Genomic DNA, 26,875 nt, shown 5'->3' on the forward strand with positions numbered 1-26,875 from the left:
AAATTTTATTTATTATTTTTAATTTTTTTATTTTAAAGCTATATATTTGTCATCTGACTCATTTCCCGTTTTGTTATTAAAAAATATGTGGTCTATTAAGTCGCTCAAATTTTCGATAGAATTATCATCTTTTACATCCACGACATAATGAAATTTGCCGTTATCTGCTTTTAATCGATAAATTCTCACTTCCTTATTTGAAAAATTGTTTAATACAAGATGCCGTCCAAAAGTTGTAAACCACATAAGCGCTATAGCTACAACTGATCTATTTGCCATATAGGATTTAAGCAAGTACAAGGCAGGTAATATTTCTATATCAAAAAATCCTTTTCGCTGTGTTTCCATATAGGCGTGTTCTATAATTGCTGCCGTTGTCAGTCCTGCCGCAAAGTTATTTATATCCAGCTGCAGTTTTTCAATTTTACTTTTTCCCAGTCCATATAAAAAGGAAAGAAGTATTGCCGCTCCAGAATACACAGACAACGAATCTATTGATTTTTCTTCAAAATCTTCCACCAACTTTACTGAAGTCATTTCGTGCTCGACTGATAGCGCTGTTGCAGTTCGATAAATTACTTCATCAATTAAAATTTCCTCTGGCTCAAAAGTTACAAGCAATGTCTTTATAGTCCGATTATATCGCAAGGCTATATTTTTTGTCCCGATTTTTATTGTCTCAAAAAATTTTTTGGTATCAATTATTCTGTGTGAAACTTTAAATCTGACACGATTTGGCAATTTATGCAGTACCGTCAAAGTTAATTTTTTCATATAAATTCCTCCAAAATTAGATAACACTTATCTAACATCATATTTCAACAGTCTCAATGAATTTCCAACTACTAGAATTGTTATTGAATTATGTAAAACTGAACTGTATATCGCTGGTAACAGTCCTGTTGCCCCCAATACAAGCGCAAAACTGTTTATTCCAATTGCCATCGCAAAATTTTGCTTTATTATTTTTACAGTATTTTTAGCTAAACCAATTACAGCTGGTATCAGCAACGGATCATCAGAAGTTATTGTAACATCAGCAGCTTCCATTGCAACGTCTGTTCTAGTGCTTCCAAGTGCTATTCCCACATTTGCATAAGAAAGAGCGGGAGCATCGTTTATTCCATCTCCAATCATAATAACTTTGGATCCAATTGAACGGAATTTTAAAATATCCTTTGCCTTATCTTCTGGCAACAATTCTGATTCATATCTGTCCATCGACATACTATTTGCAATAGTTTCAGCCTGCTGCCTCAAGTCTCCTGTAAGTAGTACAATATCATCTATTCCTTGATTTCTCAAACGGTTCATAGCTTTTTTGATATTTTCCCTTGGCGGATCAGAAACTCCGATTACACCAATTAAATTCCCATTTTTTGCCACATAAATAACAATTTCACCATGATTTTGCATTCCTTTTACCACATCAGTTGATATTTCTACTGAAATATTGTTTTCTTCCATATATCTTCTGCTTCCCACGCGAATAATATCCTTATTTACATAAGTTTCAATTCCTCTTGCCACTTTAATTACATCTTCTTTATGTTGTGGTATTTTTAACCCTCTATTTCTGACTTCATTTAAAATCGCACTTGCCAAAGGATGTGTAGAAGTTTCTTCAGCCGCTGCTGCTAATGCAATCATTCTATCATCTCTCATATTTTTAGCAAAAGTTTTTACTGTTTGAACTTTAGGTTTTCCTTCTGTAATTGTTCCAGTTTTATCAAATATTACCGTATCAGCCTTTGAAAGTTCTTCCAAGTAGTTACTTCCCTTAATCAGAATTCCGTTTTTAGCGGCTGTATTAATTGAAGCAGAAAAAGCTGTTGCTGTCGACAATCTTATTCCGCATGAATAGTCAATTACAAGCATACTCAACGCCTTTTGTAAATTTCTAGTCGAAATGTAAACTATTCCAGCAAGAAGAAAATTTAATGGAATTAACTGTGCAGAAAACGTATCAGCGTATGATTGAATGTCCGCTTTGTTAAATGAAGCATCTTCCACCAATTTTATAATTCTTGAAGCAGTTCTATCATCTCCAACTTTTTCTGCTCTTACAGTGATATTCCCACTTTTTAGAAGTGTTCCAGCAAAAACTTCCTGTCCAATTTCTTTTTTAGCAGGCATATATTCTCCAGTAATGGCTGATTGATCAATTATTGCACTCCCTTTTTCGATTGTTCCATCGACACTTATTTTTTCTCCAGTCTGAACGAGAATCAAATCTCCTTTTTTAATTTGTTCAATTGGAACTTTTTTCGCTACCTGGTCTTCATCTCCAGACGCTTTCCAAACATAACTTTCCCCGACACTTAACATATCTTTAATCACACCACGAGTCTTTTTCATCGTATAAACCGTCAAAAGCTCTGCAATTTTTTCCAAAATCATAATTGTCAAAGCTGTTCTTTCGCTTCCCAGAGCAATACTGCTGACAATCGCTGTGGAACTCAATGTATCTGCATTAGGCCGTTTGTTTTTGATCAATGAGAAAATTCCATTTTTTAAGATAGGCAGTGCCAAAGAAATTGTTGAAATAGTTTTATAGTTAAACAATCTTTTTATTCCTGTCAATTTTGTTTTTGGACTCGGTAATAGCAGCAATAATATTGCAGCACCTATACTTTTTAAAATTTCTTTGGGCGATTCTTCCTGCAATCGTCTTTCTATCGCATATTTACTAGATATTTTCTTTTTCTCATTTTTATAAATATCCACCAAATATACATTTAATGTCTTTTGAAGTAAAGATACCAGATTTTCTCCAGTTAGCGAAAAATTATCGAAATAAATAAGTACAGAACCTGTAACAGTTGAGATTTCAACGCTCTTAATATAATGAATCTGCATTAACCGCTTCGTCATTTCTTCTTTATGAGTGCCAAGATATTTTAATGCCCTTGACCGTATTCTGATTCTTCCACGAATCTCATGTAAAATTTCACAATTCAGCAAATAATTTCTACCAACCATAAAATTTTCCTTTCTTTAAATTAAGTTAAAACTTAAAGTTTTTTTATTAAATCATAAAAGACTTCCAAATTATCTTCTATTTCCTGCAAAGATTTGTTTTCATATAGTTCAGAATGCTCAATTATCGTTTTCCAAGTTTTATTTATCCATTCCAGTATTTCCTTTTCTGAAATTAAATTTATATTGTAATAAATCAAAATTTTATTTGTTATGTATGAATATTCAACACTTTTTATACCCTTTTTTGACAAAATAATTTTTTTAACTTCTTCATCATATTTTTTTAATTCTTCTGGAATTTTTGATAAATTTGGAACAAAAAGTCTAAGTCTTCCAGGAATACTGTGTACTACCTTTATCTGATTAAACATCAGATACGTTGCCTTAAAAAAATTTTCTAACATCATCTTTCCCTTCAATTTTTTCTTTTATTTTCTTTTTTCTTCTGATAAAAGTCTGAAAGCCCACCACAATAATGTAGCGCCTGTGGGTAATACTGGAACTTTTCTCAATTTTCTAATTCCATAAAAAACAAAGATTCCAGAAATTAATGTCTTCAAATCCAAATAACCTTTACTTTTGTTATAAATAGTCATATCCATCGCTTCAAATATCTGCTTTAGCATTACTTTCACTTTTCCAGATTTGCTTTTCAAGGCTTCTTCATCCAAATGAAGTAATTTTAACACTATTAGATACAAAAAAGAATTCTCAAGCACTTTTTCATCAAAATAAATTAGGATACTTCCAATTACAGAATTTACTTTTACTTCATTTATTCCCGATAATTGTTTCATATTATTTAAAAACTCTTGCTCTAATTCCACATTTTCCTTTAGTACATCCGTTTGAAGCCTTAAACGTCCAGTTTGATAATGTTCCACCTGAATAACGCCATAAAAACTTTGTAACATAATCGACTCCTTAAATATTTTTCTAATTTATTATATAACTTTTTATTTTAAATTACAAGGTCATTTTTCTAAACTGACAAGGTAAGAATTTTAGAGTCAGATTTTTAGTTTCAATATTTTTTATCTATTTCTGATTACAAGATGTTATTTTACTTAATATATTTTTTTATATTTTTTTACATAAAGGGAGAAAATCTTCATTTTCCTTTATAATCTTCACATTCGCCTAAGCATTTTGTTCCCGTCTTTTAAATCCATATTAAATTTTTTTAAAAAATACTCTTGTTTTTTTTTGAAATCAGGCTATTATATTATTAGCAGAATAAATTTTAAAATTTTTATACAGTAAATAAATGAATATTCAAAACTATAGGAGGTTTTCATTATGATTTCTTTTATTTTAGCAATAGTTGCTCTTATTTTGGGTTACGCATTTTACAGTAAATTTGTAGAAAAAGTTTTTGGAATAGAACCTGATAGAACACCACCCTCAATTGAATATTACGACGGTGTCGATTATGTGCAAATTAGCACTCCAAAAGCATTTTTGATTCAATTCTTAAATATTGCTGGAACAGGACCGATATTTGGAGCTATTGCAGGTGCTTTGTGGGGACCAGCCGCATTTTTATGGATTGTCTTTGGATGTATATTTGGAGGAGCAGTTCACGATTTCTTGATTGGTATGCTTTCGCTTAGGAATAAGGGAAGCAGTATTGGAGAACTTGTCGGACAAAATTTAGGTGTTGTCATGCAGCAGATTATGAGAGTTTTCTCAATTGTTTTACTTATTTTAGTTGGAGTGGTATTTATCAAATCACCTGCTGATATTCTTCACAATTTAATTCCAGGTGTAAGTGCCATGACTTTTACAATTATTATAATTGCTTATTATATTTTAGCGACAATTCTCCCACTTGATAAAATCATTGCCAAAATTTACCCAATCTTTGGTTTTGCATTGTTATTTATGGCGATTGGTATTGGGACAATGCTAATTTACGGGCAATTTAAAGGTGCTTTTGCAATTCCTGAAATTACTGAAATTTTTAAAGGAAATCCGCATCCTAAAGGAACTTCAATGTTTCCCTACTTATTTATTTCAATAGCCTGCGGTGCAGTAAGCGGTTTCCATGCTACTCAATCCCCAATGGTTGCACGTTGCCTAAAAAATGAAACTGAAGGAAGAAAAGTTTTTTATGGTGCCATGATTTCAGAAGGTGTAGTTGCGTTAGTATGGGCTGCCGCTGCGATGACAGTTTTTGGCGGAATTAAGGAACTTGCCGCTGCCGGAACTCCTGCAGTTGTTGTAAATAAAGCATCTGTTCAATTGCTTGGTGTATTTGGGGCATTTCTAGCTGTACTAGGTGTTGTTGCTTGTCCTATTACTTCGGGAGATACTGCCTTTAGAGGTTCAAGATTAATTATTGCTGATATTTTCAAAATTAAACAGGCTCCAATAAAAAACAGATTTTTAATTGCAATACCTTTATTTGTCGTTGGTATTTATTTAACAACTATTGACTTTAACATTATTTGGAGATATTTTGCATGGGCAAACCAAACTTTGGCGGCGGTTTCATTATGGACTGCAACAGTATGGCTTGTTAAAAAAGGAAAACCATTCTTATTCGCATTAATTCCTTCAATGTTTATGACAATGGTTGTTACAACTTATATCATAATCGCTCCAGAAGGATTTGTAAGATTTTTCAAAAATGTGCCTGTTCATACTATTGAATTTTACGGTACTTTAATCGCAAGTATAGTTACAATTATCTGCACAGCATTATTATTTAACTACAAGCATCATTTACACGGAAAATCTCATCACGCTGGACATTTAAACGTTGCAAAATAAATAGGCTAAACAAAAAATACAGTCAAACAAGGTTTTATTCAAAAATCTTTGCTTGACTGTTTTATTATATTCTCTATTATTTCAAGGGATTCCAGCTTCTTTCAACGCTTTTTTGCATTTCATTCACATTTTGAGGCGAACCTTCAACACTTAGTGAACTACTCCCGCTTTTAGAAGCGGGAGCTTCTTGGGAAGTATCTGCTTTTGCTAGCCAAATATATTTACCAAGCTCTTCGGGTAGTTCCTACCCTGTCTTCTTTTATTTTCTTAATATTTCAACATCGCTTTTCCAATGTTTCTTATATTCAATGCCGCATTGTAATCTCTATCAATTTCAATCCCACAGCATTCACATTTATAACTTCTTTCTGATAATTTCAGCTCCTCTTTAACGTTTCCACATCTACTACAAGTTTTCGACGATGGAAACCACTTATCTATCTTCAAAAATTGCTTTCCTAAAAACATCAGTTTATACTCAACCATCCTCAAAAACATTCCCCATCCATTATCTCCTACACTTTTCCCAAAATTTAATGCCTGACTCATCCCTTTTATATTCAAATCCTCAACAACCACAGCATTATACGCTTCAGACAATTTTTTTGATAATTTATGCAGAAAATCTCTTCGACAATTCTTGATATACTCATGTAATTTTGATATTTTCATTTTTTGTTTATACCAATTTTTAGAAAATTTTACTTTTCTCGATAATGATTTCTGTAATTTCTTCAATTTTTTCTCCAACATCCTAAAATATCTTGGATAATCAGCCCTTTGGTTTTCAGAACTGACAAATAATTCAGACATTGAAAAATCAAGTCCAATCACTTTATCATTACTTGGATTTTTTTGAATTTCTTTTTCAAATTCTGTCAAGATGGAAACATAGTAATTTCCATTACTGTTTGTCAATGTTACTGACTTTATCTCGTAATCCTTTGGTATTTCTCTATGATATTTTAATTTAACTTTTTTCAATTTTGGCAAAACCAAATATTTTGTTTCCTCAATTCGTATTGAATTATTCACACAATTTGTCGTGTAACTTTTAACATTATTCTTTTTAGATTTGAACCTTGGAAACTTTGCTCTCTTCTGAAAAAAATTCGTAAACGATCGTTTTACATTCAATTGAGCATTTGAAAGTGCCAGACTGTCTACTTCTTTCAAAAATTGGTTTTCACTTTTCAAACCGGCAGGTGTAATTATTTTATTTTTTCCAGTCTCTTCATAAAATTTATTCGCAGTATACAAAATCGTATTGTAGACAAAACGAACACATCCAAAAGTCTTGTTTATCAATAATTCCTGATCTTTATTTGGATAAATTCTGTATCTGAATGCTAAATTATATTTCATAAAATTACACCTCCTTTTGATTTTGAATATATTTTTTAATTATCTCTAACGGTGCACCTCCGACACTTACAACTAAGTAACTTCTACTCCAAAAATATTCTTTCCACAATCTTCCCCTTATTTCAGGAAATTCTTTTTTTATCAACCTGCTGGAAGCACTTTTGTAAGTATTTACAAATTTAGAAAGTTCAGTATTAGGCATAGCATTAATCAACATATGAATATGATCAACATCATGTTCCCATTCTTTAAGAACAATGTTATACTTCGGACATATTTTTTCAAAAATCTCTTTCAATCTATTAGAAATTTCATCATTAATGACTTCTCTTCGATATTTTATACAAAAAATCATATGATAATTTATATCAAATACTGAATGATAATTGCTATTATATGACATTATTATTACCTACTTTTATATTATTTCACTGAATAAATTATATCATAAATATATCCTTTTTTCAATTTTTTTTACAAAAAAAGCAATTCATCTCCCGCTTGTAGAAGCCGGAGAACTTCTTGCTATCTTTTGTTAAAAAATATAGTAATTTTAGTTTAAAACATAATCAGAAAGTTTCTTTTTACATATTTTTATTCTCATTTTTAAGTGGATTGACTACAATTCCCACTTTATTATTCATAAATTAATACTCTGAACATTTTATAATCAGTTGCAGTATAAAAATTATAATTCCAAATATCATCCAAAAATTTGATTTTTTTCTTTTATAAGTTTCTTCCTTTATATTTCTGCCTTTAGAATTTTTTTCTATAAAATATATCAAATCGTTATCATATTCAATTTCATAATTTTTTTCTGAAATTTTATCGCCCGTATATTCTCCCATTTCTTCCAGAAAATCCTGTGCATCTCTTATTGCTTCTCTCCCAAGTTCAATCAATCCTGTTTCATTTAATACTTTAAATGCCCATTCCTTTGATTTGTTCCCATTTTCATGTCTATTATTGTAATATATCATATCACTAATTGCAGGAGCATATTTCATATTAGCAGCTTTTTCATATAGCTTGTATGCTTCCTCTTCACTTTTTCCAAATTCCTTACTGCATTCATAAAGTATCCCAAGTTCATAAATAGATTTTACATCTCCCATTTCCTGCCCAATTTTATACCATTTTTCAGCTTCTTTCTCATTTTCTTCAATCGTATCAAAATATTTCCCCAGTTCATAAGCTGCCTCTTTCACTCCTAAAGAATAAGCCTTTTCATACGTATCTTTGGCTTTTTCTCCATTGCCTGCAACATAATATGATTTTGCAAGTAACAAATATCCTCTTTCATTATACTGTGTTGCTTCAAGAAACAGTTTTTTAGCATTTCCCTTATCTTTCTTTTCCAAAAGTTCATTTCCCTGATTAATCAGTTCCACATATTTTCTGTCTTTTTCATTTCCAAGCATAAATTCAATATTCTTGATTATTTCAGAATTCAATCCCATAATTTGCTTTTCATTTAACAATTTTTCCTGCCATTCTAGTATTTTTTCTCTTTTATTCTGCTTAAAGTAAATTCTTACAAGATTGTATATTAATTCAGCATTTTTTGTATCAGCAATTTTTAAATAAATACTTTCAGCTTCTTCATAATCCTTCTTTTCTTCAGCAATTTTTCCTAGCCTAATTATTGAATTAATTTCGCCATTTTCCGCACCTGCCACATACCAGCCTTTTGCAATTTCATAATTTCCCGATTCTTCTTCAATCAGCCCTATGTAATACATAGCCTCCTTTATTCCTGAATTGTATGCCAAATTTAATGCGTTTACAGCGCTTTGGTTATCTTTCTCACAATAATAGTAATACTTTCCAAGCTCGTAATTTGCTCTTTGGCTGAATTTCAAGGATTCAGCTATTTTATCCCTTGCTTCTCCAAAAAATCCTGACATTATAAATATATTCGCTGTTCTAATATTTTCTTGATATTCCTCGCTTTCCTTTTTATCATATTCTATAAAATCTTTCCCATAATCTTCTGTAACAATATCATCCAACGAAACTATCTTCACGCCAAATGTATCTACATTCGATGTCTTTCCATTTTGTTTAGGCACACTTTCCGAAGAAATCCTATTTTCATTATAAGCACTTTCGCTAAAACTCGCTCTTTCTTCAGCTTCATATTTTTCAATTTCACGAACTTTTCTTTTTCTTTTTTCCCTCTCCTGCATTTCTCTCGAAAAGTCATCAATTTCATCCATTTTTTTACGATTTCTAAAATTCATTATTATCAAAATTACAATTCCAATAACTACGATTAATATCGATATTAATATTTCCATATTTTACCTTCTACTCCTGCCGTCTAACTTATTATTTCTCTTTTCTCCTGCACTCGCTGTTATATTTACGATTTTATCCATTATCTTAAACATTATCAATTCAAAATCTATTTTTATCATTCAATGTAAATATGTCCAATATAACGCTCATTATTTTTTATTATTTTCTTCCAAAATCTTTTATTTTCAAAAAAACAAAAACTATGACAGCACAAAAAATAAAAAACACCTCAAGATTACCAGCGTTATTATTGCTATCAATACAATCCTGTCTTTCCTTTGCATCAACAATACTTTCACAACTTCTCTGTCTTGAACTTCCTGAATGAGATCCGTGACTTCTCCAAAAAGATGACGAATTTTCTTGCTCATCATCACCAGACTTTTTAGATTTCCCATTTCCTTCTCCATCTGAATGTCCACTTGAATGCTCTCCACTACTATGTTCTCCACCATAATGTCCACTATAATGATAACTTCCACTACTTCCATGTGAATGACTATGCCCTCCACCGTGAGAATGTCCGCCACCACCTCTTCTTACTAATTTTTCCATTTCGACCTCACTTTCTTCAATCTTTTTCATTTTTTTCAATTTCTGCAATCTCAAAAATTCAATTTTTCATTCATTTTTTCAATTCTTTCACATCATATTTTCTCATATTTTCATATTCATAAGACTGATTAATACCATTCATAAATATATCTCTACTTTCCACATCTTCCGTCAAATTCTCCTTTAAAAGCATCTTTAGTTCCAAATCATTAATCACACTTCTTTTCATTGCCGATAAATAATTATTTTTACTGATATTTTGCCAATTCGCACACATTCCAAGCCTTTTTATCAACATCTGATTCAGCCAAATCCTAGTCGTTTTTCCATTTCCCTCATAAAACGAATACATTATATTCATCTCAACATATTTTTCAATTATTTCCTCAAAATTATTTTCAGGCATTTTAGAAACTGTCTTTAAATTATCTTCAAGATACATCGCACGACAAAACACAGTATCGCCTTTCCGAATATCATGTTTCCGTATTTTTCCTGCAGTTCCATAACATTCCTGAAACAAATATCTATGTATTTCCTTCAAGCCTTCAAAGGTTCCCACTTGAATTTTTTTCAATATCCTATTATCAAATGACTCTTTTGTCCGTTTTTTACTCAAAAATTCTTCATCATCTTGTGAAACTAGCCTTTTTAAAATTTTGTCACTTTCATTTTCCCAGCTGTATTTATTATTTACCATTTGCTTTTCCCTTTTTTCCTAAATATAGTTATCAAGAATAGTATATAATTTTTTTTATAATTTTTCTACCTATTTTTTATATTTTCCGAAAAAGTCCCAGTCAAAATCTGAATGATTCTCAAAATATTTATTACTACGTTTTTTACTCCTTCTTTATTTTTTATCTTAATATTTGTCGTAATATACTATGAAATTTATGATACTAAAAAAGACTAGAATTTTTTATATTTTTTCTAGCCTTTTTTAATTAAATATAACTTTTTTTGTATTAATTCCTATATTCTATTCTTTATTTTTCTTACCATTAAATAATTTATCAAGCATTAAACCAGTTTCTCCATATTTCATTTTACTTAACAAGGGACTTGATTTTATAATTTTACTACCATTTTTACACTCTTTTTTTATTGCTTTTACTATCTCTTCTGGTCCAGCGTAAGTTCCTATTACACCTGGATTAACCTTAATCGTAAATTCTCTTCCAAAATTAACAAATTCATTAGTAACTTGATCATTTATTTCTTCTGGTAAATCTTTATTTTCTTCTACTGCTTTTTGTATCAAAGATAATTTATATAGATGTGAACATTCTTCACTTCCAAATTCTTCAAAGTTTTCTTCCAAAGAACTCAAACCTTTTATATTTACTTTATATTTTTTATTTTCATTATCCCGAAAAATAAGATTTATTGATTTGTTTTCTATTAATTCATTTTTTTTCTCACTAGTATTATTATTGTGTCCACATTCAACCAAAAATAGCAATAATAAAATTATAAAAAATATTTGACCTCCTTTTTTTAATTTTCTTCTCATAGTCTACTCTCCTTAAATTAAAATCAAAATATTTTTTTATTCTTGTGGACGTACTTTTTTTATTTCTTCATATTCTTGCTCAGTTATATTTCTTTTAGTTAACAAATCATAATATGTCACTTTCATAGTTCCATCACTAAATTCTAAACAAGACACTACATCATAAGCTCTTGTACAATAATTTTGACCTCTACTAAATAAATTAATTGAACCAAAAAAAATCATAGCTCCTAAAATTAAATATTTTCTCATGTTATTTCCCCCTTTAGATTATATTTTTTTGCATTTATTTATCCTACGATTAAATTATAACATTTATTTTTTAATTTCAAAATTATAATATATGTATATATATATGAATTTCAATATATTTTATATATGATTAAAAATTGTTTAATACAAAAGACTAGAACTGCCCCCATTTTTTCTAGCCTCCAAAAATCACACTCAAATTAATTCATAAAAATTCAATGAATATTTTTAATTTAATAAGTTTTTTTCTATAATTCCAAACTCTCCAACTCCCCACTCTTCACATCCCACTCTTCCATCTTCTCCATCTCTTCTTCTTCCAGCTTGTCCAACTTTTCCTGCACTTCCATTAGTTTTTCCATATTGTTTTCTTTTCCAGCCTTTTCGTATTCTGCGTTCAAATTTTCTCTCATTTCTGTGATTTTTTCCATTTCCTTTTCCAGTTTTTCAATATCCCGCTTCAATTTTGCGATTTTTCTTGACTGTTCCTTTTGCTCCTGATATGACAATTTTTGCTCTTCTTTTGTCTCAATGTCAGTTGCAGTCAGATTCGATTTATTGTTTTTCAAACTTTCCTTGTAATCTTCGTAATTTCCTTTAAATTTCGTAAGACCATTTTCATCAAGATAGTAAATTGTATTACAAACCGTGTCTAAAAAGTGACGATTATGCGATACGACAAGCATTGTTCCGTCAAAATCTTCCAATGCATCTTCCAAAACTTCAATTGAGTAAATATCCAGATGGTTTGTCGGCTCATCTAAAATTAAAAAATTTGCTCTTTGCATATACAATTTTAAGAATGAAACTCTAACTTTTTCTCCACCGCTCAATTTTTCTACTTTTTTCAAAACATCGTCGCCTGAAAACAAGAAAGCTCCCGCAAGTGTTCGTAAATATTCTTCCGTTAAATTTAAAGAATTATTAATTTCCTGCAAAATATTGTTTGCTGGAGTCAAATCCATGTGATTTTGGTCATAATAGCCGACTTTTACACGAGAACCGTACTCAACTGTTCCTGAATCCTGCTTCAATTTATTTACCAAAATTTTTAGCAAAGTCGATTTTCCAATCCCATTTTTTCCAATAATTCCAACTCTTTCCCCACGGAATAGATGAAAACTCACATTATTCAACACTTTTTTGTCATCAAAACTTTTTGAAATTCCATTCACTTTTAAAACATTGTCCCCAGTAATCGTGTCTGTTTCAAATTTCAATTTCATTCTTTGTGGATTAAAAACAGGGTCATCCATTCGCTCGATTCTATCTAGAATTTTTTGTCGACCTTTTGCCTGTCTAGCCTTTATTCCAGCACGGAATCTGTCAATGTATTCTTCCATTTTCTTAATTTTTTCCTGCTCTTTTTCGTAACGCTTCATTTCCCCTTTCAAAATCATCTCTTTTTGAATGATAAACGCAGAAAAATTTCCATCGTATTTATGCAATTTCTTATTCTCGATTTCAAAAATTTTGTTACAAACATTATCCAAGAAAATTCTATCGTGTGAAACAAGCAAAAACGCCTTCGCATACCGTTTCAAGTAATCTTCTAGCCACTCAATCGAAACCAGATCCAAATGGTTTGTCGGCTCATCTAAAATTAGTAAATCTGGCTCAGACAACAACAATTTTGCAAGTGAAACTCTAGTTTGCTCTCCACCACTCAAATCTTTTAGCACCAAATTGTAATATTCCTCAGTCAGCTCTAGCCCTGTCAAAATCTGCTTTATCTTATACTCAATATCATATCCGCCCTTCGCCTCATAAAGCGACGACAACTCCGCAGACTTATTAATCAATTTTTCCAGCTCATCATTTTCAGCCGTTCCCAAAAGCAAATTAACCTTCTGAAGTTCGTGCCAAATTTCCCTCTCTTCTGCAAAAACCGACATCATCTCTTCATAAATCGTATTTTTTTCATCCGAAAATTCATGATTTTGCGACAAATATCCAATTTTCATAGAAGGACTTTTCACAATATTCCCAACTTCATTCAAATTATCTTCTGCTCCGTCAATCCGCTCTCTATCAAGTAACATCCGAATAATTGTCGACTTCCCAGCTCCATTCACCCCAACAAGCCCAATCTTATCCTTCTCCTCAATCGTAAAATTAATATCCTTCAATATATATTCCCCAGCAAACTGCTTATACACCCTATTAAATTGCACTAAACTCATCAAATTTCCTTCCTTTTCTCTATATTTTATTAAATTATTTTTTTATATTTTATATTTTAATTTTATTCGTTAAATTATATCATTTTTGATATTTGTTTACAATGTTTGAGAAATTTTCAAAATATTTAAGTTTGACAAAAATATTAAACTGTGATATTATAATACCTATAAATTTTTAAAAAAGAAGGTGATTTTATGAACAAAAAGAAAATTAACACTATTGTTGGTTCAATTGGAGCATTTATTGGAGTTTTTGTGTTTATAACCTATATTCCTCAAATTATTGCTAATTTAGGAGGAGAAAAAGCTCAACCTTGGCAGCCTCTTACGGCTTCGATTTCTTGTCTAATTTGGGTTATTTACGGATGGACTAAAGAACCTAAAAAAGATTTTATTCTTATCGTTCCAAATTTAGCTGGTGTAATATTAGGATTTTTAACTTTTATTACAGCTTTATAAATTTTTATTTATAAAAAATGAAATTTACTATTAAATATTTTTATTATACTTTTATTTAAAAACAAAAAGAGGTTTTATGCCTCTTTTTTTATTTTATCAGAAATTTTTATTTATTTTTTCTAGTATATAAGCAAAAAATATGTTATTTCGAAAAGTTTTTCTAGTATAAGTTGAAAAACTTTTTAATTTAGGATATAATTTCTTGTATATATTAATATAGGTGGTGATAAAATGATAAAAAGAGAGCAATATTTAAAAGAAATTAGAAAATTTATGGATAAGCCGATAATAAAAGTTATTACTGGTATGCGTAGAAGTGGGAAATCTATGATTTTAAAATTAATATCTAAAGAACTTGAAGAAAAGGGAATTAATAAAGAGAATATTATTTTTATTAATTTTGAGTCTTTAATGTTCGCCGAATTTTCAAATTTTCAAAAATTATATAGTTATATTATTGAAAAATCAAAAAATTTAGCTGGTAAAATTTATATTTTACTCGATGAAATTCAAGAAGTTGCTTCTTGGGAAAAAATGATAAATTCATTGCTAGTTGACTTAGATTGTGATATTTATATCACTGGTTCGAATGCTAATTTATTATCTTCGGAATTGGCTACCTACATTGCAGGAAGATATGTTGAAATAAAGGTTTTTCCTTTATCTTTTAAAGAATTTATAGATTTTTCCAAAATTCAAAATCCAGAAAAAATTTACAGCAATGAAGAATATTTTGAAAAATATTTGCAATTTGGAGGTTTACCTGCCATCCACAATTTCAATCAAGATAAAACTTCAATTTATCAGTATTTGACTGATATTTATAATTCTGTCTTGCTAAAAGATGTTGTTGCGAGAAATAATATAAGGGATATTGAACTTTTAGAACGAATAATTTTATACATTTTTGACAATATTGGAAATATTTTTTCTGCAAAAAAAATTTCAGATTTTTTAAAAAGTCAAGGTAGAAAGTTAAGCGTTGAAACCGTTTACAATTATTTAAAAGCACTTGAGAATGCGTATATAATTTCAAAAGTTCAAAGATATGACATAAAAGGAAAATCCATTTTAGAAACACAAGAAAAATTTTATCTTCTTGACTTAGGTTTAAAACATTCTCAATTAGGATACAAAGCAAACGACATCGCTGGTCATCTTGAAAACATCATCTATTTAGAACTATTAAGAAGAAAATACAATGTAAATATTGGAAAATTAAAAACAAAAGAAATTGATTTCATCGCACAAAAAGAAGATAAAAAATTATATATTCAAGCAACTTATCTTTTAGCCTCAGAAAACACCATTGAACGAGAATTTTCTCCATTAAAAAACATTGAAGACAACTATCCAAAATATGTTCTTTCTATGGATAATTTAGGTGAATATAATATAAATGGAATTCAACGAAAACGGATTATTGATTTTTTGTTGGATTTATAATTTTGGAATTATAGTAAAAATTTTTATTTTAAAATATTTTATTTTACTGACTTTTATAATACAATGACATCACGAATACGAAAAATTTTATCCAAAAATTTTCAAAATAATATACAAAAATGAAAGAGAACTAACCGAATCAGTTCTCTTTTTTTACTATATCAAACAAAGACATAGTTTTATCCCACGATTCTCAAAACTCTATAATTTCTGACTAATAAAAACGAAATATCCTCAATCAATATTTCTGATTTAGAAACAAAAATTCCACTTCCCTTATCTATTTCCCGCAAAATCAATCTATCATTCTCAAATTTTTCAATTATCCCAAATTTCTCAAAATATGATTTTTCATACTCAAAATGTACTAATATTTTATTTTCAAAACACTTTTTCAAGATTTCCTTTATTTCCATATTTGAAATATCAGGCAAAATTTCTTCTAAAGATATATTCTCTGTTTCTATTCGATAAACTTTTTCTGTAATTTCCCAAATGTCTGATGTTTTTATTATTATAAACTTGCAATCTGCCCAGAACAAATCATTTTCATAAATTAACGTATAATTTTCATCTTGAAAAATAACATTTCCTTGAATATCATTTCTCGCTATTACAATCTTATTTTCCTGAATTTTATCATCTTTAACGACAATATTTTTAACAACATTTTTCCCTATCTCTATACTTTTCATTTCACTTTTTCTTATAAATTCTTCTGATTTCCTATCACCCTCATCACACCATTGAAAATGTAAAATTTCTTTTGATTCTTTTACTAAATATCCTTCTCTCTGATAGTCATCTTCATAAAATAATCTTAATTTAATTTTATTCTTTTTGAAATATTTAAACAATTCCTTAAAAAATTTATTTTTTTCAAGTTCAATAATTTTTCTGTCACTAGATTTTCTTTCTTCTATTTTTTCCTTCATTAATTCCAAATATTCTGTATTTTTCCCAAATTTTTTCAAATCATCTATCTTTATAAATCTAAATCCGCCATTTTTCCCATACGGACTGATTGATGTAAAAATAGCAAATTCACCATTAATTCCTACAAAATTCCCAGCATCAAATCTCCCTTTAGACAAACGCCAATATTCCAACAACTCATCTTTCCCAATTTTTTCTAAAATTTTTTTCATAAAGTTTCCTCCTTAAAAAATCATCTTCCCATAATATTAACTTTCAATTCTCCCAACAATTTTTTATCACAAAAAACAGTCGAAATCAAAAATTTTTCATAAATAAATTCCTTTCTCCCAGCAAAATTATTTTTCTCCAAAGTAACATCCAAAAAATTCAAAAATCTTTTTTCAATTCCCAAAGCAAAAGCGTAAATATACATTTGCTGAAAATTTTCGATTAATTCATCTTCACTTGAAAAAGTGGGAACTTTCAATTTTTCAAAATTTAAAATGTATTTTCTGAATGATTCAATTTCATTCATAGCCAAAAGTCCGTTTTCAGTATACCGCACGATTAACTTTTTGTAAATGAAAAATAGAATTACAAATGTCAATGGAATTAAAATATAAAATCTTAGTTCAAATATGAATGCAATATTTGGCAACATAAAACTATACAACGAAAATAAAAATACCAATGCAATAAAAATTTTTAATATTTTTGGGATATACTTAGAAAATATCGGTAAAAATGATATTCTTAGCCAAAGACTTTCCAAGAAAAAAACGATTATTGCAGCTAAAACTATAAGTCCAAAATTCCCTTCCCCACTTCCAAATTTTACATCTTTACTTGTCATTATAATTGAAGCTAAAATAACTCCAAAATAAAAAATATAAAATCCTGAATTTTTCTTGTAAATTATAAATTCTTCCAATTTTTCAGGCGACCAAAATGAACCTAAAAACTTTTTCTTCGTCCTTTTATAAATCTCAAACATTTTTTCAAAAAAAGGATCTAAAGATTTTTGATTATATGAACTACTCGAAGAGCCGTTACTCGAATTATCCGACGAACCCTTTAAAATTACATTTATCAAAAAAGCTACTAAAAAAATTATTAACACTTGCAAGACTTCTCTAAAAATCTCTTTTCTTCTATCAATATTTTTTTCATCCATTTTCGGCAATTTCTCTCTATTCCCAAAACTTTGATAATCACTCAAAATCCCCTTTTCAGAATCCGACAAGCTATCTAAAACCCATCGCTCTTCTGCAAAAAGCTCATCTTGTCTATAATAATTACTTTTAGATTTTTCCAAATTTTTCTTATACAAAATATCTGATTGAAAACCCATATTTTCAAAAAGTTTTTCTCTTTTCGCAGTTATAAAATTTTTCTCAACCAAAGAAAATATCCCAATATGAAAATTTTTCTCCGGCCTAGAATTATTCAAAATTCCAACTCCCATTGCAGAAATGCTTTTCGGAACTTTCAATTTTGGTAGTACATCTTTTTTGAAAAAATTTTTGCCCCAAAATTTTACTGTCCAAATACAATAAATCAGTAAAATTATAATTGCAATTATATAGATAATTGCTATTCCTCTCATAAAAACCTCCAGCAATAATCATAAAATTAATAAATAATATTTATTATATTGTTTTTTTTAACGAATAAAGATTCTAAAAATAACTCTTTTTAACTCTTCAAAAAAATAAAAATGCACTAATCTAAACTGTTTTTATTAATAAAAAATATTAGTTTAAATTAGTACATAGTCATAATTATAATTTTTATATTTTATTTCACTTTTTTCATTGTTATTGTAGCACCTGTTTCTGTTGACAAAATCATAGTGTTGTTATCAACTAATCTTGTATATTTTACATCTTTTAATATATTTATAAATTCTTCTTCTATTGCCATTGCATCATTTGGACCTAACATCGCTGTAAGCATTAATTCAGAAACGATACGAATGTTATTATTTTTTATTTCATAATTTCCAGAATATGAATTTACTCCAGAGTTTCCGCTAATTCTTCCTCCATCAAAATTTACTGTAATTCCTTTACCTTTTAAGTTTACTTTTTTCCCAGAAATATTTGTAACTTTCCATTGAGTCGATGAAATTGCTTTTTCAATATTACCTTTTGACGAATTGTTAGAATTATTGTAAGTTACATTTTTAAAAGTTAGAGTTTCACCTTTCTCTGTTTCTAAAACTAGAGTATTTTTATTGTATCTAACTTTTTCCACATTTTGTAAAATTTTCATAAATTTACTTTCCAACTTCATCATTTTTCTAGAACCTGCCATTTCAGTCGTACCTGCATCAGACATAAGAATACCACCGTTCTGGCTTAAAGCATAAGTTCCAAAAAAATTATTCACTCCTGAAGTCCCGTTAAAACCATCTTCCGTAAAATTAATTTTAATTTTACTTACTCCATCAGTTATTGCAGGTCTAAATTTACTTTCTTTAATACTAGTCAACTGCCACGAAGTGCCTCTCAAATAATCTGTATCTGTACTATCTGTACTTACCATACTTTGTTCCAAATTACCCTGAGTTTTCTGTGTTACCGCTGAAAAAGTTGTATAATTAAATGCAAAAATTACAGCCAAAATCAACAAAATTTTCCTTTTCATAATAAAAACCTTCTTTCTAAAATTTTTAAAATAAAAATATTTTGGTTAACTTTACTCAATATGAATTGAATTACTGTTACCTTCATTCAATATAAGCGTACCACATTAAGAGTGAAATGTCAATATTGAATTAACATTTGAACGAAATAAATTTAAAAAATAATTAATATGAAAAATATGTAGTTCAAATTTTAAACTTTTTTATTTTTTTAGGTTATTTATTTCCACCCAAAAATTTACCAATCATTCCAGTTAAATCATCCATCACATTCCCATCTTTATTTGAATCCAAAAAATTTGTAATCATACCCATAATTCCACTCGCTCCTTCCAAACTTGATGAAAGTTTTGAAGTTAAATCACCAATTCCTTGCGCATCCAGATTATTTTCCTTTTTTTGCTGCCCCAATACTCCTAAAACTAGTGGTGCTAAAGTTTCTAGAATTTTTATACTGCCTTGTGCATCTAAACCGCTTGATTGGGAAACAGCATTTGCCACATTCTGTGTATTTCCACCAAATAAATGGTTCAAAATTCCTGCTCCATCTTTTAAATCAGGATTTTGCAAATAGCCCCCAAGATTATTCAATACTGATCCATCGTGCTGTTCCAACGCTTTATTCAATCCCTGTGCTTTTTCACTATTATTTGCATTTTTATTAACTGCCGCTAAAATTGCAGGTAGAGCTGCTGCTACTCCATTTCTCACTTCTTTGCTGCTCCCACCAACTTGCTGAGCTAATTTTTCTAAATCCTGTCCTTGTAAAAGTCCCAATAATGCTTCTAAATTCATTTTCCCTCCTAATTGATTTTGTTTCTTACTACTTTTGTCTGGAATGATTTTTCGTCGATGGCGATGTTTTGAAAATCTTTCTGTGCGTTTTGTGTATCAGCTTCTTTTGCATAAAATATAAATTCTCCCGTTGCACTGTTTATTTGTAATCCGTAAGTTATCCCATTTGTATATGTAAGTGAACTGGAAAATTCGTTATCTTTTAATTTTGATAAAATTTCTGCATAAATAGCTCTTGCTTCAGAATCTTTTAATTTACTGTCAGACACCTGAATTAAATTTGCCACTAAATTTTCAATTACTCCCAAATTTGCACTGTCCACTTTATTTACTTTTAAAAATATTCCTGTTACATTTATTCCGCTATAATCTAGCGCATAAATTGAATTTTCTTTAGAATTTATTTTAGCATAATAATAATTTCTGTTTTCAAAAATTAATTTTTCAAATTTATTAATTCCTATTCTATTTTTTTCAGATTTTTCAGAAAATATTTTAAGTACCGCTTCAATCGAATTATTTGAAAAAATATTCTCTTTTTTGATAATATTTTCTATATTTTCTCTTTCTTTATTTTTTTTATCACTTTCATCTTTCCCACTTTTTGCACAGCCAGCTAGAAACAGCCCCGATAAAATGATGACTTCAAAAATTTTTTTCATTTCTAAAACTCCAAAATCTTGATTAAATCATACCTTTCAAAATTAAAATTTAATCAATTAAATTATTTAAAAAAACTACTTTTTTACATTATACAACAAAAAAAAGTTTTTTTCTATACTTTTTTTGACTATAAAATATTATTTTTTTTAATAATTTTTTTATAAAAAAATTATATAAATAAATTTTCAAATAAAAAAATCCATATTGACTATAAAAATAACAAGTGTTATAATATGTTAATTTAAATACTTGATACTTAGGAGGTTTTTATGAAAAAAAACATTTTGAAACTTTTGACTTTGGTAATGACATTATTTTTTATGATAAGCTGTTCCAAAAAGAATGACACGATAAAAATTGTCTTTTTACCAAACGAAGCAAATGAATCATTAAAAAAATCACGAGATGAATTTGCCAACATAATCCAAAAAGCTACAGGAAAAAAAGTAGAAATTATAACAACTACTGACTACAATATCACAGTCGAGAATATTGTATCTGGGCAAGCACAAATTACTTATATCGGTGCCGAAGCCTATTTAAAAGCAAGAGAACGTTCAAAAGATATTGAAGCTGTGCTTACAAATGCTGGAGAAAGCGGAACTTTAAAAGATTCACTATATTACAGCTTTATCGCTGTTCGTAGTGAAGATGCCGCTAAATATAAAACTGGAAATAACTTTGACTTAAAAAAGCTTAAAGGAAAAACAATCGGATTTGTTACAAACAGCTCAACTTCAGGATTTAAAATTCCTGGAAAGATTATAGCTGATGAATTTGGAATAAAAAATACAGATGAATTGATTGAGCCAAATAAAGTGTTTTCAAAAGTTGTTTTTGGCGCTTCTCACCCTGGAACACAAGCGTTATTATTTAAAGGAGATGTTGATGTGGCGACATTTGCCATTCCAAAATCATTTACAACTTATGAACTAACTTCTGGAACTGACTTTAGATCTGGTGCTACTTACACAGTTAAGAAAGGAGCTGTCGCACCATTTGGACAGTATGCCGGAAAAAGTTTCACTGTAATCCGTTCAATTCCTGTCTACAACGGACCTATTGTGTTTAACACAAAAACTTTGTCAAAGGAAGATCAGGAAAAAATCAAAAAGGCTTTGATGTCTAAAGAAGTTACAGACAATCCATATATTTTCAGTCCAAAAGAAACAACAAAAAATTCAAAAATTAGAGGATTATTTTTAAGAGAAAATCCAAATGTTGGATTTATCGAAACAAATACCGCATGGTATGAAAGTATGAAAGGTATCAAATAAAATGAGATTAGACAAATTTTTAAAAGTTACAAGAATTATAAAAAGAAGAACCGTTGCAAAAGAATTGGCCGACAACGGCAATATCACTGTAAATGGAGAACAAAAAAAATCTTCTTATGAAGTGAAAAAAAATGATATTTTTGAAATAAAATATTTTAGCAAAAATATAAAAGTAAAAGTTTTAGATTTGCCACCAGAAAGCTTAAAAAAAGAACTTATAGACAATTATATACAAATTATTTAACAAATATCTAGCAAGAAGTCTCCCTCTTCTACAAGAGGGAGATGAATTGCAGAACATAACTTGAAATAATAATTATTATATGGCATAATACTCGTACATCAGGGCAGGGACTGCCCGAAGAGCTTGGTAAATATATTTGGCTAACAGAAGCAGATACTTCCCAAGAAGCTCCCGCTTCTAAAAGCAGGAGTAGTTCACTAATCACAAATAGCCGAAATAAAATCGGCTATTTTTTATAAAATGTTTTTTTCCCTTCGGAAAATATTAAAAATCCACCTATCAAACCTAATATACTTCCAATTATGGTATTTTCAAAACGACTGAAAATAAATAAAAAATGATTATTTAATGTAAGGCTTCCAGCTTCTGACAGTAAAATTGTAAGTGGTGTTATAAAAATTACAGCTATTCCATAATTTCTCGGCACTAAATATTCCACAATAAACTGCAAAACAACTATTGAAACACATATATAAAATATATCATTTTGGGAAACGATAAGTATTAAATAACAAAATCCAACTCCCAAAATTGTTCCACACATTCTTTGAATACTTCGTTTAAACACATGAATTTTAGATGTCCCTTGCATGATTGCAATACAAGCTACACAAATCCAATAAGGATTTTTGATTTTTAACAAAAATCCTATTGCAAGAGAAAGACTCATAAAAATTCCAACTATAAGACTTTCAATTTTTTTATTTTTTTCATCTCCCAAATTAATTTTCTTTTCAAGTTTTACTAAATTTAATTTTTTATTTTTTATTTTGTTTTGAAAAAACAAGCTATAAACAAAAGCTATGACACAAGTAGAAAGTGTTCCGAATGTTAAATAACCGACATTTTCCGCTATTTTTGAAATTGGTAAGTGTGGAAGGGAACTTGCAGTTGCACAAACCATAATAAAGAAAAAACTTCTAGGTGGCTTTAACTCAAAATGTAAAACTACATAATGTATGATAAAAGAAACAAATCCCAAAATAAAAACGATTATAATTTTATTAAAACTAAAGATAAGTCCTGCCGAATATGAAAATATAAATCCAAATGAACACCCCAAAAGAGCAGACATTTTTTCTTTTAAGCTCCCAAAAAGTGGAAAATAAACAACTATAATTCCCGCTAACGCTGAAATCATCGCATTTCTAAAATTATTTGTAAAATATCCAGTAAATATCGGAATTGCCATACATAAGCTACAAAGTATTGGTAAATCCATTGTTGCATCGATTCTTCTTATTTTAAAAAAATCTTTAATGTACTTTTTCATAATACCTCCTTTATTTTAAAATTTTTTATCAAAAAATGAATTTAACAAAGAAAAAAAGAAAAATCGACTAAAATTAGCCGATTTAACTTTTTAACTTTTGTTTCAACTTGACCTTTAAAAAATTTTAAAAGCAATTAATTATTTAGAAATTTTACTTGCAAAATATCCTAATGTTCTGATTAATTGAGAAGTGTAAGACATTTCATTGTCATACCAAGATACTGTTTTAACTAATTGAACATCTCCATTTTGAACAATTTTAGTTTGAGTTGCATCAAATAATGATCCAAAGTGGATTCCAACAATGTCAGAAGATACTAATGGTTCTTCAGTGTATCCGAATGATTCAGTAGATGCTTCTTTCATAGCTGCATTTACTTCGTCGACAGTTACTTTTTTGTTTAAGATAGATACTAATTCAGTTAATGAACCAGTTGGAACAGGTACTCTTTGAGCAGCTCCATCTAATTTTCCATTTAATTCAGGTACTACTAATCCAATTGCTTTTGCAGCTCCTGTTGAGTTAGGTACGATATTTACCGCAGCAGCTCTTGCTCTTCTTAAATCACCTTTTCTATGTGGTGCATCTAATGTATTTTGGTCTCCTGTGTAAGCGTGGATAGTTGTCATTGTTCCAGTTACGATTCCAAATTTATCATTTAATGCTTTAGCCATTGGTGCTAAACAGTTAGTTGTACAAGAAGCTCCTGAAATAACTGTTTCTGAACCATCCAAGATTTCATGGTTTACGTTGTAAACTACAGTTTTAACATCGTTTCCACCAGGTGCAGTAATAACTACTTTTTTAGCTCCTGCTTTTACGTGTTTTTCAGCTTTTTCTTTAGTTGCAAAGAAACCTGTTGCTTCTAATACTACGTCTACTCCTAATTTACCCCAAGGTAATTTTTCAGGATCAGCTTCTGCGAAAACTTTAATTTCATTTCCATTTACTACGAAAGCTCCTTCTTTAACTTCGATAGTTCCGTTGAATCTTCCTTGAGATGAATCGTATTTGAATAAGTGAGCTAACATTTTAGAATCTGTTAAGTCATTAATTGCTACAACTTCAAATTTATCTGTTTGTTCAGACATTAATCTTAATGCTAATCTCCCGATTCTTCCAAATCCATTAATTGCTACTTTAACTGCCATTTTAATAATACCTCCTAAAAATTTTATATATTAAAAGTTTAATATATTTATTACACTTTGAGTATAACACATTTTTAATAAATTTTCAATATCAAAAGTTATTTTTTATTCTTGAAAAAATGGTGGTAAGACAAAATCAGACATACTGTCGTCATCGTCTTCATCTTCATCGTCAAAATCTTTTTTTTGATTCTCATCCTTTTCTGAAAAAATATCTGATTTTTGCTGTTTTTCTTCCTCTGATGATAATGGTTTAATTTCTTCTTTCTTTATTTCTGGAGCAAATCTCACAGTTTTTGAATTATTATTTTCTTGTATATTTGAATGAAGATTATCTTGAAAATCTGTTGCTACAATTGACACACTAATTGTTCCTTCTAATTCTTCATCCAAAATATATCCCCAAATTAAGTTAGGTTCACTTCCAGCTTTTGCTGTTACTGTATTTGCAACTTCATTTACTTCATTTAGTGAAACATCTGGTCCACCTGTAATGTTTATCAATATTTTTCTTGCCCCTTCTATTGATTTTTCCAATAATGGACTGTTCAATGCTTGAGCTGTAGCACTTTTTGCTTTTTCATCTCCATTTGCTTCCCCAAAACCAAGCATAGCAATACCTGAATTTTGCATAATAGATCTAATATCTGCAAAGTCAAGATTTATAGTTCCTTGTTTCATAATTAAGTCAGAAATTCCTTTTATACCTATTTTTAATATCCCATTTGCTTCCTTAAAAGCATTTAACAAAGTGATATTCATTCCTGGAATTTCAAATAATTTATCATTTGGTATAGCAATTAACGTGTCGACATTTTCTTTTAAATTTTTAATCCCGGCCAATGCGTTATTTTTTTTGATAGGCCCTTCAAAACTAAAAGGTTTTGTTACAACTGCGACTGTTAAAATTCCCATTGACTTTGCCACTTCAGCTATAATTGGAGAAGCTCCTGTTCCTGTTCCTCCGCCCATTCCTGCTGTAATGAATAACATGTCTGTACCTTCCAGCACTTCTTTTATCTTATCTTCAGAATCTCTTGCTGCACTTCTACCTTTTTCAGGATCCGCTCCTGCTCCTGTTCCTCTTCCTAAAAGAACTTTTGATGTTGCCTTTGATCTATCTAAATCTTGCTGGTCCGTATTTATAGCTATAAATTCTACAGTTGTTATGTTACTTTCAATCATATCGTTTATTGCGTTACCACCAGCACCACCTACTCCTACTACTTTTAATTTTACAGTACTATTTAAATTTTCCATTATTTACTTGCTACTTAAAAATCTTATTTTAATTTTAAAAATAGCATCTCCTTTCTTTAAATTCTTTTAAGATTATTTTTTATAAATAATTTTATATCTTAATTCTATATAAGTCAACGGTCCTTCTTTTCTTATTATTTGGTCATACGCTTTATATGCGTCATTGTACTTTTCTTCAGTTACATCAGTATCTGTTTTAAATACCACACCATTCACAAGTAATATTTCATAACATTTGGGTGTTTTCCTTATTTCTGAAATCATAGAATAAAGATCTTTGTTTTTTATTCTGGAAACTATAGTTTTAATTCCTTCAAAACTCGCTTCATCTGTATAGTCTATAATTGGCATGCTCTTTGGCAAATCTTCTATTTTATCTCCATAAATATTTAATTCATTATCCGCTAAAAATAAATTTTCCCCTTTTCTTACATATGCATAAGGCTGTCTCTCTTCAATGTTAAATAATATTTTGCTTGGAAACTGTTTTGTAATTGAAACTTTTTTTACTCTTACATCATTTCTTAAAAAATCTTCAATTTCTTTAGTATTCAAATAAACAATATTTTTCCCTTTCATTTTTTCAACTTGTTCCGTTACATCTCTCTTTAAAAGTTTTGTATTTCCAGTTACAACAACTTCTTGAACTTTGAAATAGTCAGAATCAATAAATCTTTTGCAAAAAAATATAATTCCTAACAGTAAAAATAATATAACCAATATTTTAATTATGTTTTTCATTCTTAACTTTAACTCCACTTTTTTAATATTATTATACACTATTTTTCAATTTTATTCAATTTTTTTGC

General features: G+C 29.1%; 26 protein-coding genes. 5 read left to right on the forward strand and 21 right to left on the reverse strand.

Annotated elements, in window-relative coordinates; all coding sequences use genetic code 11:
- Nucleotides 1-27: 27 nt before the first annotated feature.
- The 4 genes from BCB68_RS02950 to BCB68_RS02965 are packed head-to-tail and all read right to left on the reverse strand — an operon-like array spanning nt 28 to nt 3,896.
- Nucleotides 28-774, reverse strand: a complete 747-nt coding sequence (locus tag BCB68_RS02950; RefSeq protein WP_094079465.1) for a hypothetical protein — start codon at nt 772-774, stop codon at nt 28-30.
- Between the two features lie 27 nt (nt 775-801).
- Nucleotides 802-2,982, reverse strand: a complete 2,181-nt coding sequence (locus BCB68_RS02955; protein ID WP_094079466.1) for a heavy metal translocating P-type ATPase — start codon at nt 2,980-2,982, stop codon at nt 802-804.
- Between the two features lie 32 nt (nt 2,983-3,014).
- Nucleotides 3,015-3,386: an HMA2 domain-containing protein gene (locus tag BCB68_RS02960; protein WP_094079467.1), complete on the reverse strand. Its 372-nt coding sequence runs from the start codon at nt 3,384-3,386 to the stop codon at nt 3,015-3,017.
- A gap of 24 nt (nt 3,387-3,410) precedes the next feature.
- The gene (locus tag BCB68_RS02965; RefSeq protein ID WP_094079468.1) at nt 3,411-3,896 is read right to left on the reverse strand and encodes an HMA2 domain-containing protein; all 486 of its coding nucleotides are present in this window, start codon (nt 3,894-3,896) and stop codon (nt 3,411-3,413) included.
- Nucleotides 3,897-4,281: 385 nt separating this feature from the next.
- Here BCB68_RS02965 and BCB68_RS02970 point away from each other — a divergent pair, with 385 nt between their 5' ends.
- Entirely contained in the window at nt 4,282-5,757 is a 1,476-nt protein-coding gene (locus BCB68_RS02970; protein WP_094079469.1) for a carbon starvation CstA family protein, read from the forward strand.
- Nucleotides 5,758-6,024: 267 nt separating this feature from the next.
- Here the strand turns inward: BCB68_RS02970 and BCB68_RS02975 are convergent, their stop codons facing one another.
- From BCB68_RS02975 to BCB68_RS03010, 8 genes are all read right to left on the reverse strand, one after another.
- On the reverse strand, nt 6,025-7,122 hold the full coding sequence (locus tag BCB68_RS02975) for an RNA-guided endonuclease TnpB family protein (RefSeq protein WP_094079470.1): 1,098 nt from the start codon (nt 7,120-7,122) through the stop codon (nt 6,025-6,027).
- 4 nt (nt 7,123-7,126) lie between these two features.
- Nucleotides 7,127-7,525: an IS200/IS605 family transposase gene (gene tnpA / locus BCB68_RS02980; RefSeq protein ID WP_094079471.1), complete on the reverse strand. Its 399-nt coding sequence runs from the start codon at nt 7,523-7,525 to the stop codon at nt 7,127-7,129.
- A 244-nt stretch (nt 7,526-7,769) separates the two neighbouring features.
- Nucleotides 7,770-9,425, reverse strand: a complete 1,656-nt coding sequence (locus BCB68_RS02985) for an SEL1-like repeat protein (protein ID WP_094079472.1) — start codon at nt 9,423-9,425, stop codon at nt 7,770-7,772.
- Nucleotides 9,426-9,585: 160 nt separating this feature from the next.
- The gene (locus BCB68_RS02990) at nt 9,586-10,011 is read right to left on the reverse strand and encodes a zinc transporter 7-A (RefSeq protein WP_237048688.1); all 426 of its coding nucleotides are present in this window, start codon (nt 10,009-10,011) and stop codon (nt 9,586-9,588) included.
- A 40-nt stretch (nt 10,012-10,051) separates the two neighbouring features.
- Entirely contained in the window at nt 10,052-10,681 is a 630-nt protein-coding gene (gene fic, locus BCB68_RS02995; RefSeq protein WP_094079473.1) for a protein adenylyltransferase Fic, read from the reverse strand.
- A 282-nt stretch (nt 10,682-10,963) separates the two neighbouring features.
- Entirely contained in the window at nt 10,964-11,497 is a 534-nt protein-coding gene (locus tag BCB68_RS03000) for a hypothetical protein (protein WP_094079474.1), read from the reverse strand.
- A 36-nt stretch (nt 11,498-11,533) separates the two neighbouring features.
- Entirely contained in the window at nt 11,534-11,749 is a 216-nt protein-coding gene (locus BCB68_RS03005) for a hypothetical protein (RefSeq protein ID WP_094079475.1), read from the reverse strand.
- Nucleotides 11,750-11,997: 248 nt separating this feature from the next.
- Nucleotides 11,998-13,932 carry an ABC-F family ATP-binding cassette domain-containing protein gene (locus BCB68_RS03010; RefSeq protein ID WP_094079476.1) on the reverse strand — a complete coding sequence of 645 codons (1,935 nt, stop codon included), beginning with the start codon at nt 13,930-13,932 and terminating at the stop codon, nt 11,998-12,000.
- Nucleotides 13,933-14,127: 195 nt separating this feature from the next.
- On the opposite strand from BCB68_RS03010, the gene BCB68_RS03015 reads away from it, so the two are divergent.
- Both BCB68_RS03015 and BCB68_RS03020 read left to right on the forward strand, forming a co-directional pair.
- Nucleotides 14,128-14,391: a SemiSWEET family transporter gene (locus tag BCB68_RS03015; protein WP_007070517.1), complete on the forward strand. Its 264-nt coding sequence runs from the start codon at nt 14,128-14,130 to the stop codon at nt 14,389-14,391.
- A gap of 231 nt (nt 14,392-14,622) precedes the next feature.
- Nucleotides 14,623-15,837, forward strand: a complete 1,215-nt coding sequence (locus BCB68_RS03020) for an ATP-binding protein (RefSeq protein WP_094079477.1) — start codon at nt 14,623-14,625, stop codon at nt 15,835-15,837.
- 179 nt (nt 15,838-16,016) lie between these two features.
- Here the strand turns inward: BCB68_RS03020 and BCB68_RS03025 are convergent, their stop codons facing one another.
- The 5 genes from BCB68_RS03025 to BCB68_RS03045 all read right to left on the reverse strand — a co-directional run bounded on the left by BCB68_RS03025 (nt 16,017) and on the right by BCB68_RS03045 (nt 20,859).
- Nucleotides 16,017-16,985, reverse strand: coding sequence for a transposase (locus BCB68_RS03025; RefSeq protein ID WP_094079478.1), 969 nt, complete (start codon nt 16,983-16,985; stop codon nt 16,017-16,019).
- Between the two features lie 20 nt (nt 16,986-17,005).
- Nucleotides 17,006-18,361 (reverse strand): DUF2207 domain-containing protein, encoded by a 1,356-nt coding sequence (locus tag BCB68_RS03030; RefSeq protein ID WP_094079479.1) that lies wholly within the window; start codon nt 18,359-18,361, stop codon nt 17,006-17,008.
- Nucleotides 18,362-18,552: 191 nt separating this feature from the next.
- Nucleotides 18,553-19,404 carry an META domain-containing protein gene (locus tag BCB68_RS03035; protein WP_094079480.1) on the reverse strand — a complete coding sequence of 284 codons (852 nt, stop codon included), beginning with the start codon at nt 19,402-19,404 and terminating at the stop codon, nt 18,553-18,555.
- 214 nt (nt 19,405-19,618) lie between these two features.
- Nucleotides 19,619-20,197, reverse strand: a complete 579-nt coding sequence (locus BCB68_RS03040) for a DUF937 domain-containing protein (protein WP_094079481.1) — start codon at nt 20,195-20,197, stop codon at nt 19,619-19,621.
- An 8-nt stretch (nt 20,198-20,205) separates the two neighbouring features.
- Nucleotides 20,206-20,859, reverse strand: coding sequence for a lipoprotein (locus BCB68_RS03045; protein WP_094079482.1), 654 nt, complete (start codon nt 20,857-20,859; stop codon nt 20,206-20,208).
- Between the two features lie 270 nt (nt 20,860-21,129).
- On the opposite strand from BCB68_RS03045, the gene BCB68_RS03050 reads away from it, so the two are divergent.
- Nucleotides 21,130-22,137: a phosphate/phosphite/phosphonate ABC transporter substrate-binding protein gene (locus BCB68_RS03050; protein WP_094079483.1), complete on the forward strand. Its 1,008-nt coding sequence runs from the start codon at nt 21,130-21,132 to the stop codon at nt 22,135-22,137.
- A 1-nt stretch (nt 22,138) separates the two neighbouring features.
- Nucleotides 22,139-22,381, forward strand: a complete 243-nt coding sequence (locus tag BCB68_RS03055) for an RNA-binding S4 domain-containing protein (protein WP_094079484.1) — start codon at nt 22,139-22,141, stop codon at nt 22,379-22,381.
- Between the two features lie 226 nt (nt 22,382-22,607).
- Here the strand turns inward: BCB68_RS03055 and BCB68_RS03060 are convergent, their stop codons facing one another.
- From BCB68_RS03060 to BCB68_RS03075, 4 genes are all read right to left on the reverse strand, one after another.
- Nucleotides 22,608-23,654, reverse strand: a complete 1,047-nt coding sequence (locus BCB68_RS03060) for an FUSC family protein (protein WP_094079485.1) — start codon at nt 23,652-23,654, stop codon at nt 22,608-22,610.
- Nucleotides 23,655-23,792: 138 nt separating this feature from the next.
- Nucleotides 23,793-24,806: a type I glyceraldehyde-3-phosphate dehydrogenase gene (gene gap / locus BCB68_RS03065; protein ID WP_094079486.1), complete on the reverse strand. Its 1,014-nt coding sequence runs from the start codon at nt 24,804-24,806 to the stop codon at nt 23,793-23,795.
- Between the two features lie 105 nt (nt 24,807-24,911).
- Nucleotides 24,912-26,066, reverse strand: coding sequence for a cell division protein FtsZ (gene ftsZ / locus BCB68_RS03070; RefSeq protein ID WP_094079487.1), 1,155 nt, complete (start codon nt 26,064-26,066; stop codon nt 24,912-24,914).
- A gap of 72 nt (nt 26,067-26,138) precedes the next feature.
- Nucleotides 26,139-26,807: a cell division protein FtsQ/DivIB gene (locus tag BCB68_RS03075; protein WP_094079488.1), complete on the reverse strand. Its 669-nt coding sequence runs from the start codon at nt 26,805-26,807 to the stop codon at nt 26,139-26,141.
- Nucleotides 26,808-26,875 lie beyond the last annotated feature (68 nt).

The sequence above is a fragment of the Leptotrichia sp. oral taxon 498 genome (assembly GCF_002240055.1).
Taxonomy (GTDB): Bacteria; Fusobacteriota; Fusobacteriia; order Fusobacteriales; family Leptotrichiaceae; genus Leptotrichia; species Leptotrichia rugosa.

Coding starts and splice junctions, on each gene's coding strand:
- BCB68_RS02950 (WP_094079465.1), bottom strand. CDS start 774: ATGAAAAAATTAACTTTGACGGTACTGCATAAATTGCCAAATCGTGTC.
- BCB68_RS02955 (WP_094079466.1), bottom strand. CDS start 2,982: ATGGTTGGTAGAAATTATTTGCTGAATTGTGAAATTTTACATGAGATT.
- BCB68_RS02960 (WP_094079467.1), bottom strand. CDS start 3,386: ATGTTAGAAAATTTTTTTAAGGCAACGTATCTGATGTTTAATCAGATA.
- BCB68_RS02965 (WP_094079468.1), bottom strand. CDS start 3,896: ATGTTACAAAGTTTTTATGGCGTTATTCAGGTGGAACATTATCAAACT.
- BCB68_RS02970 (WP_094079469.1), top strand. CDS start 4,282: ATGATTTCTTTTATTTTAGCAATAGTTGCTCTTATTTTGGGTTACGCA.
- BCB68_RS02975 (WP_094079470.1), bottom strand. CDS start 7,122: ATGAAATATAATTTAGCATTCAGATACAGAATTTATCCAAATAAAGAT.
- tnpA (WP_094079471.1), bottom strand. CDS start 7,525: ATGTCATATAATAGCAATTATCATTCAGTATTTGATATAAATTATCAT.
- BCB68_RS02985 (WP_094079472.1), bottom strand. CDS start 9,425: ATGGAAATATTAATATCGATATTAATCGTAGTTATTGGAATTGTAATT.
- BCB68_RS02990 (WP_237048688.1), bottom strand. CDS start 10,011: ATGAAAAAGATTGAAGAAAGTGAGGTCGAAATGGAAAAATTAGTAAGA.
- fic (WP_094079473.1), bottom strand. CDS start 10,681: ATGGTAAATAATAAATACAGCTGGGAAAATGAAAGTGACAAAATTTTA.
- BCB68_RS03000 (WP_094079474.1), bottom strand. CDS start 11,497: ATGAGAAGAAAATTAAAAAAAGGAGGTCAAATATTTTTTATAATTTTA.
- BCB68_RS03005 (WP_094079475.1), bottom strand. CDS start 11,749: ATGAGAAAATATTTAATTTTAGGAGCTATGATTTTTTTTGGTTCAATT.
- BCB68_RS03010 (WP_094079476.1), bottom strand. CDS start 13,932: ATGAGTTTAGTGCAATTTAATAGGGTGTATAAGCAGTTTGCTGGGGAA.
- BCB68_RS03015 (WP_007070517.1), top strand. CDS start 14,128: ATGAACAAAAAGAAAATTAACACTATTGTTGGTTCAATTGGAGCATTT.
- BCB68_RS03020 (WP_094079477.1), top strand. CDS start 14,623: ATGATAAAAAGAGAGCAATATTTAAAAGAAATTAGAAAATTTATGGAT.
- BCB68_RS03025 (WP_094079478.1), bottom strand. CDS start 16,985: ATGAAAAAAATTTTAGAAAAAATTGGGAAAGATGAGTTGTTGGAATAT.
- BCB68_RS03030 (WP_094079479.1), bottom strand. CDS start 18,361: ATGAGAGGAATAGCAATTATCTATATAATTGCAATTATAATTTTACTG.
- BCB68_RS03035 (WP_094079480.1), bottom strand. CDS start 19,404: ATGAAAAGGAAAATTTTGTTGATTTTGGCTGTAATTTTTGCATTTAAT.
- BCB68_RS03040 (WP_094079481.1), bottom strand. CDS start 20,197: ATGAATTTAGAAGCATTATTGGGACTTTTACAAGGACAGGATTTAGAA.
- BCB68_RS03045 (WP_094079482.1), bottom strand. CDS start 20,859: ATGAAAAAAATTTTTGAAGTCATCATTTTATCGGGGCTGTTTCTAGCT.
- BCB68_RS03050 (WP_094079483.1), top strand. CDS start 21,130: ATGAAAAAAAACATTTTGAAACTTTTGACTTTGGTAATGACATTATTT.
- BCB68_RS03055 (WP_094079484.1), top strand. CDS start 22,139: ATGAGATTAGACAAATTTTTAAAAGTTACAAGAATTATAAAAAGAAGA.
- BCB68_RS03060 (WP_094079485.1), bottom strand. CDS start 23,654: ATGAAAAAGTACATTAAAGATTTTTTTAAAATAAGAAGAATCGATGCA.
- gap (WP_094079486.1), bottom strand. CDS start 24,806: ATGGCAGTTAAAGTAGCAATTAATGGATTTGGAAGAATCGGGAGATTA.
- ftsZ (WP_094079487.1), bottom strand. CDS start 26,066: ATGGAAAATTTAAATAGTACTGTAAAATTAAAAGTAGTAGGAGTAGGT.
- BCB68_RS03075 (WP_094079488.1), bottom strand. CDS start 26,807: ATGAAAAACATAATTAAAATATTGGTTATATTATTTTTACTGTTAGGA.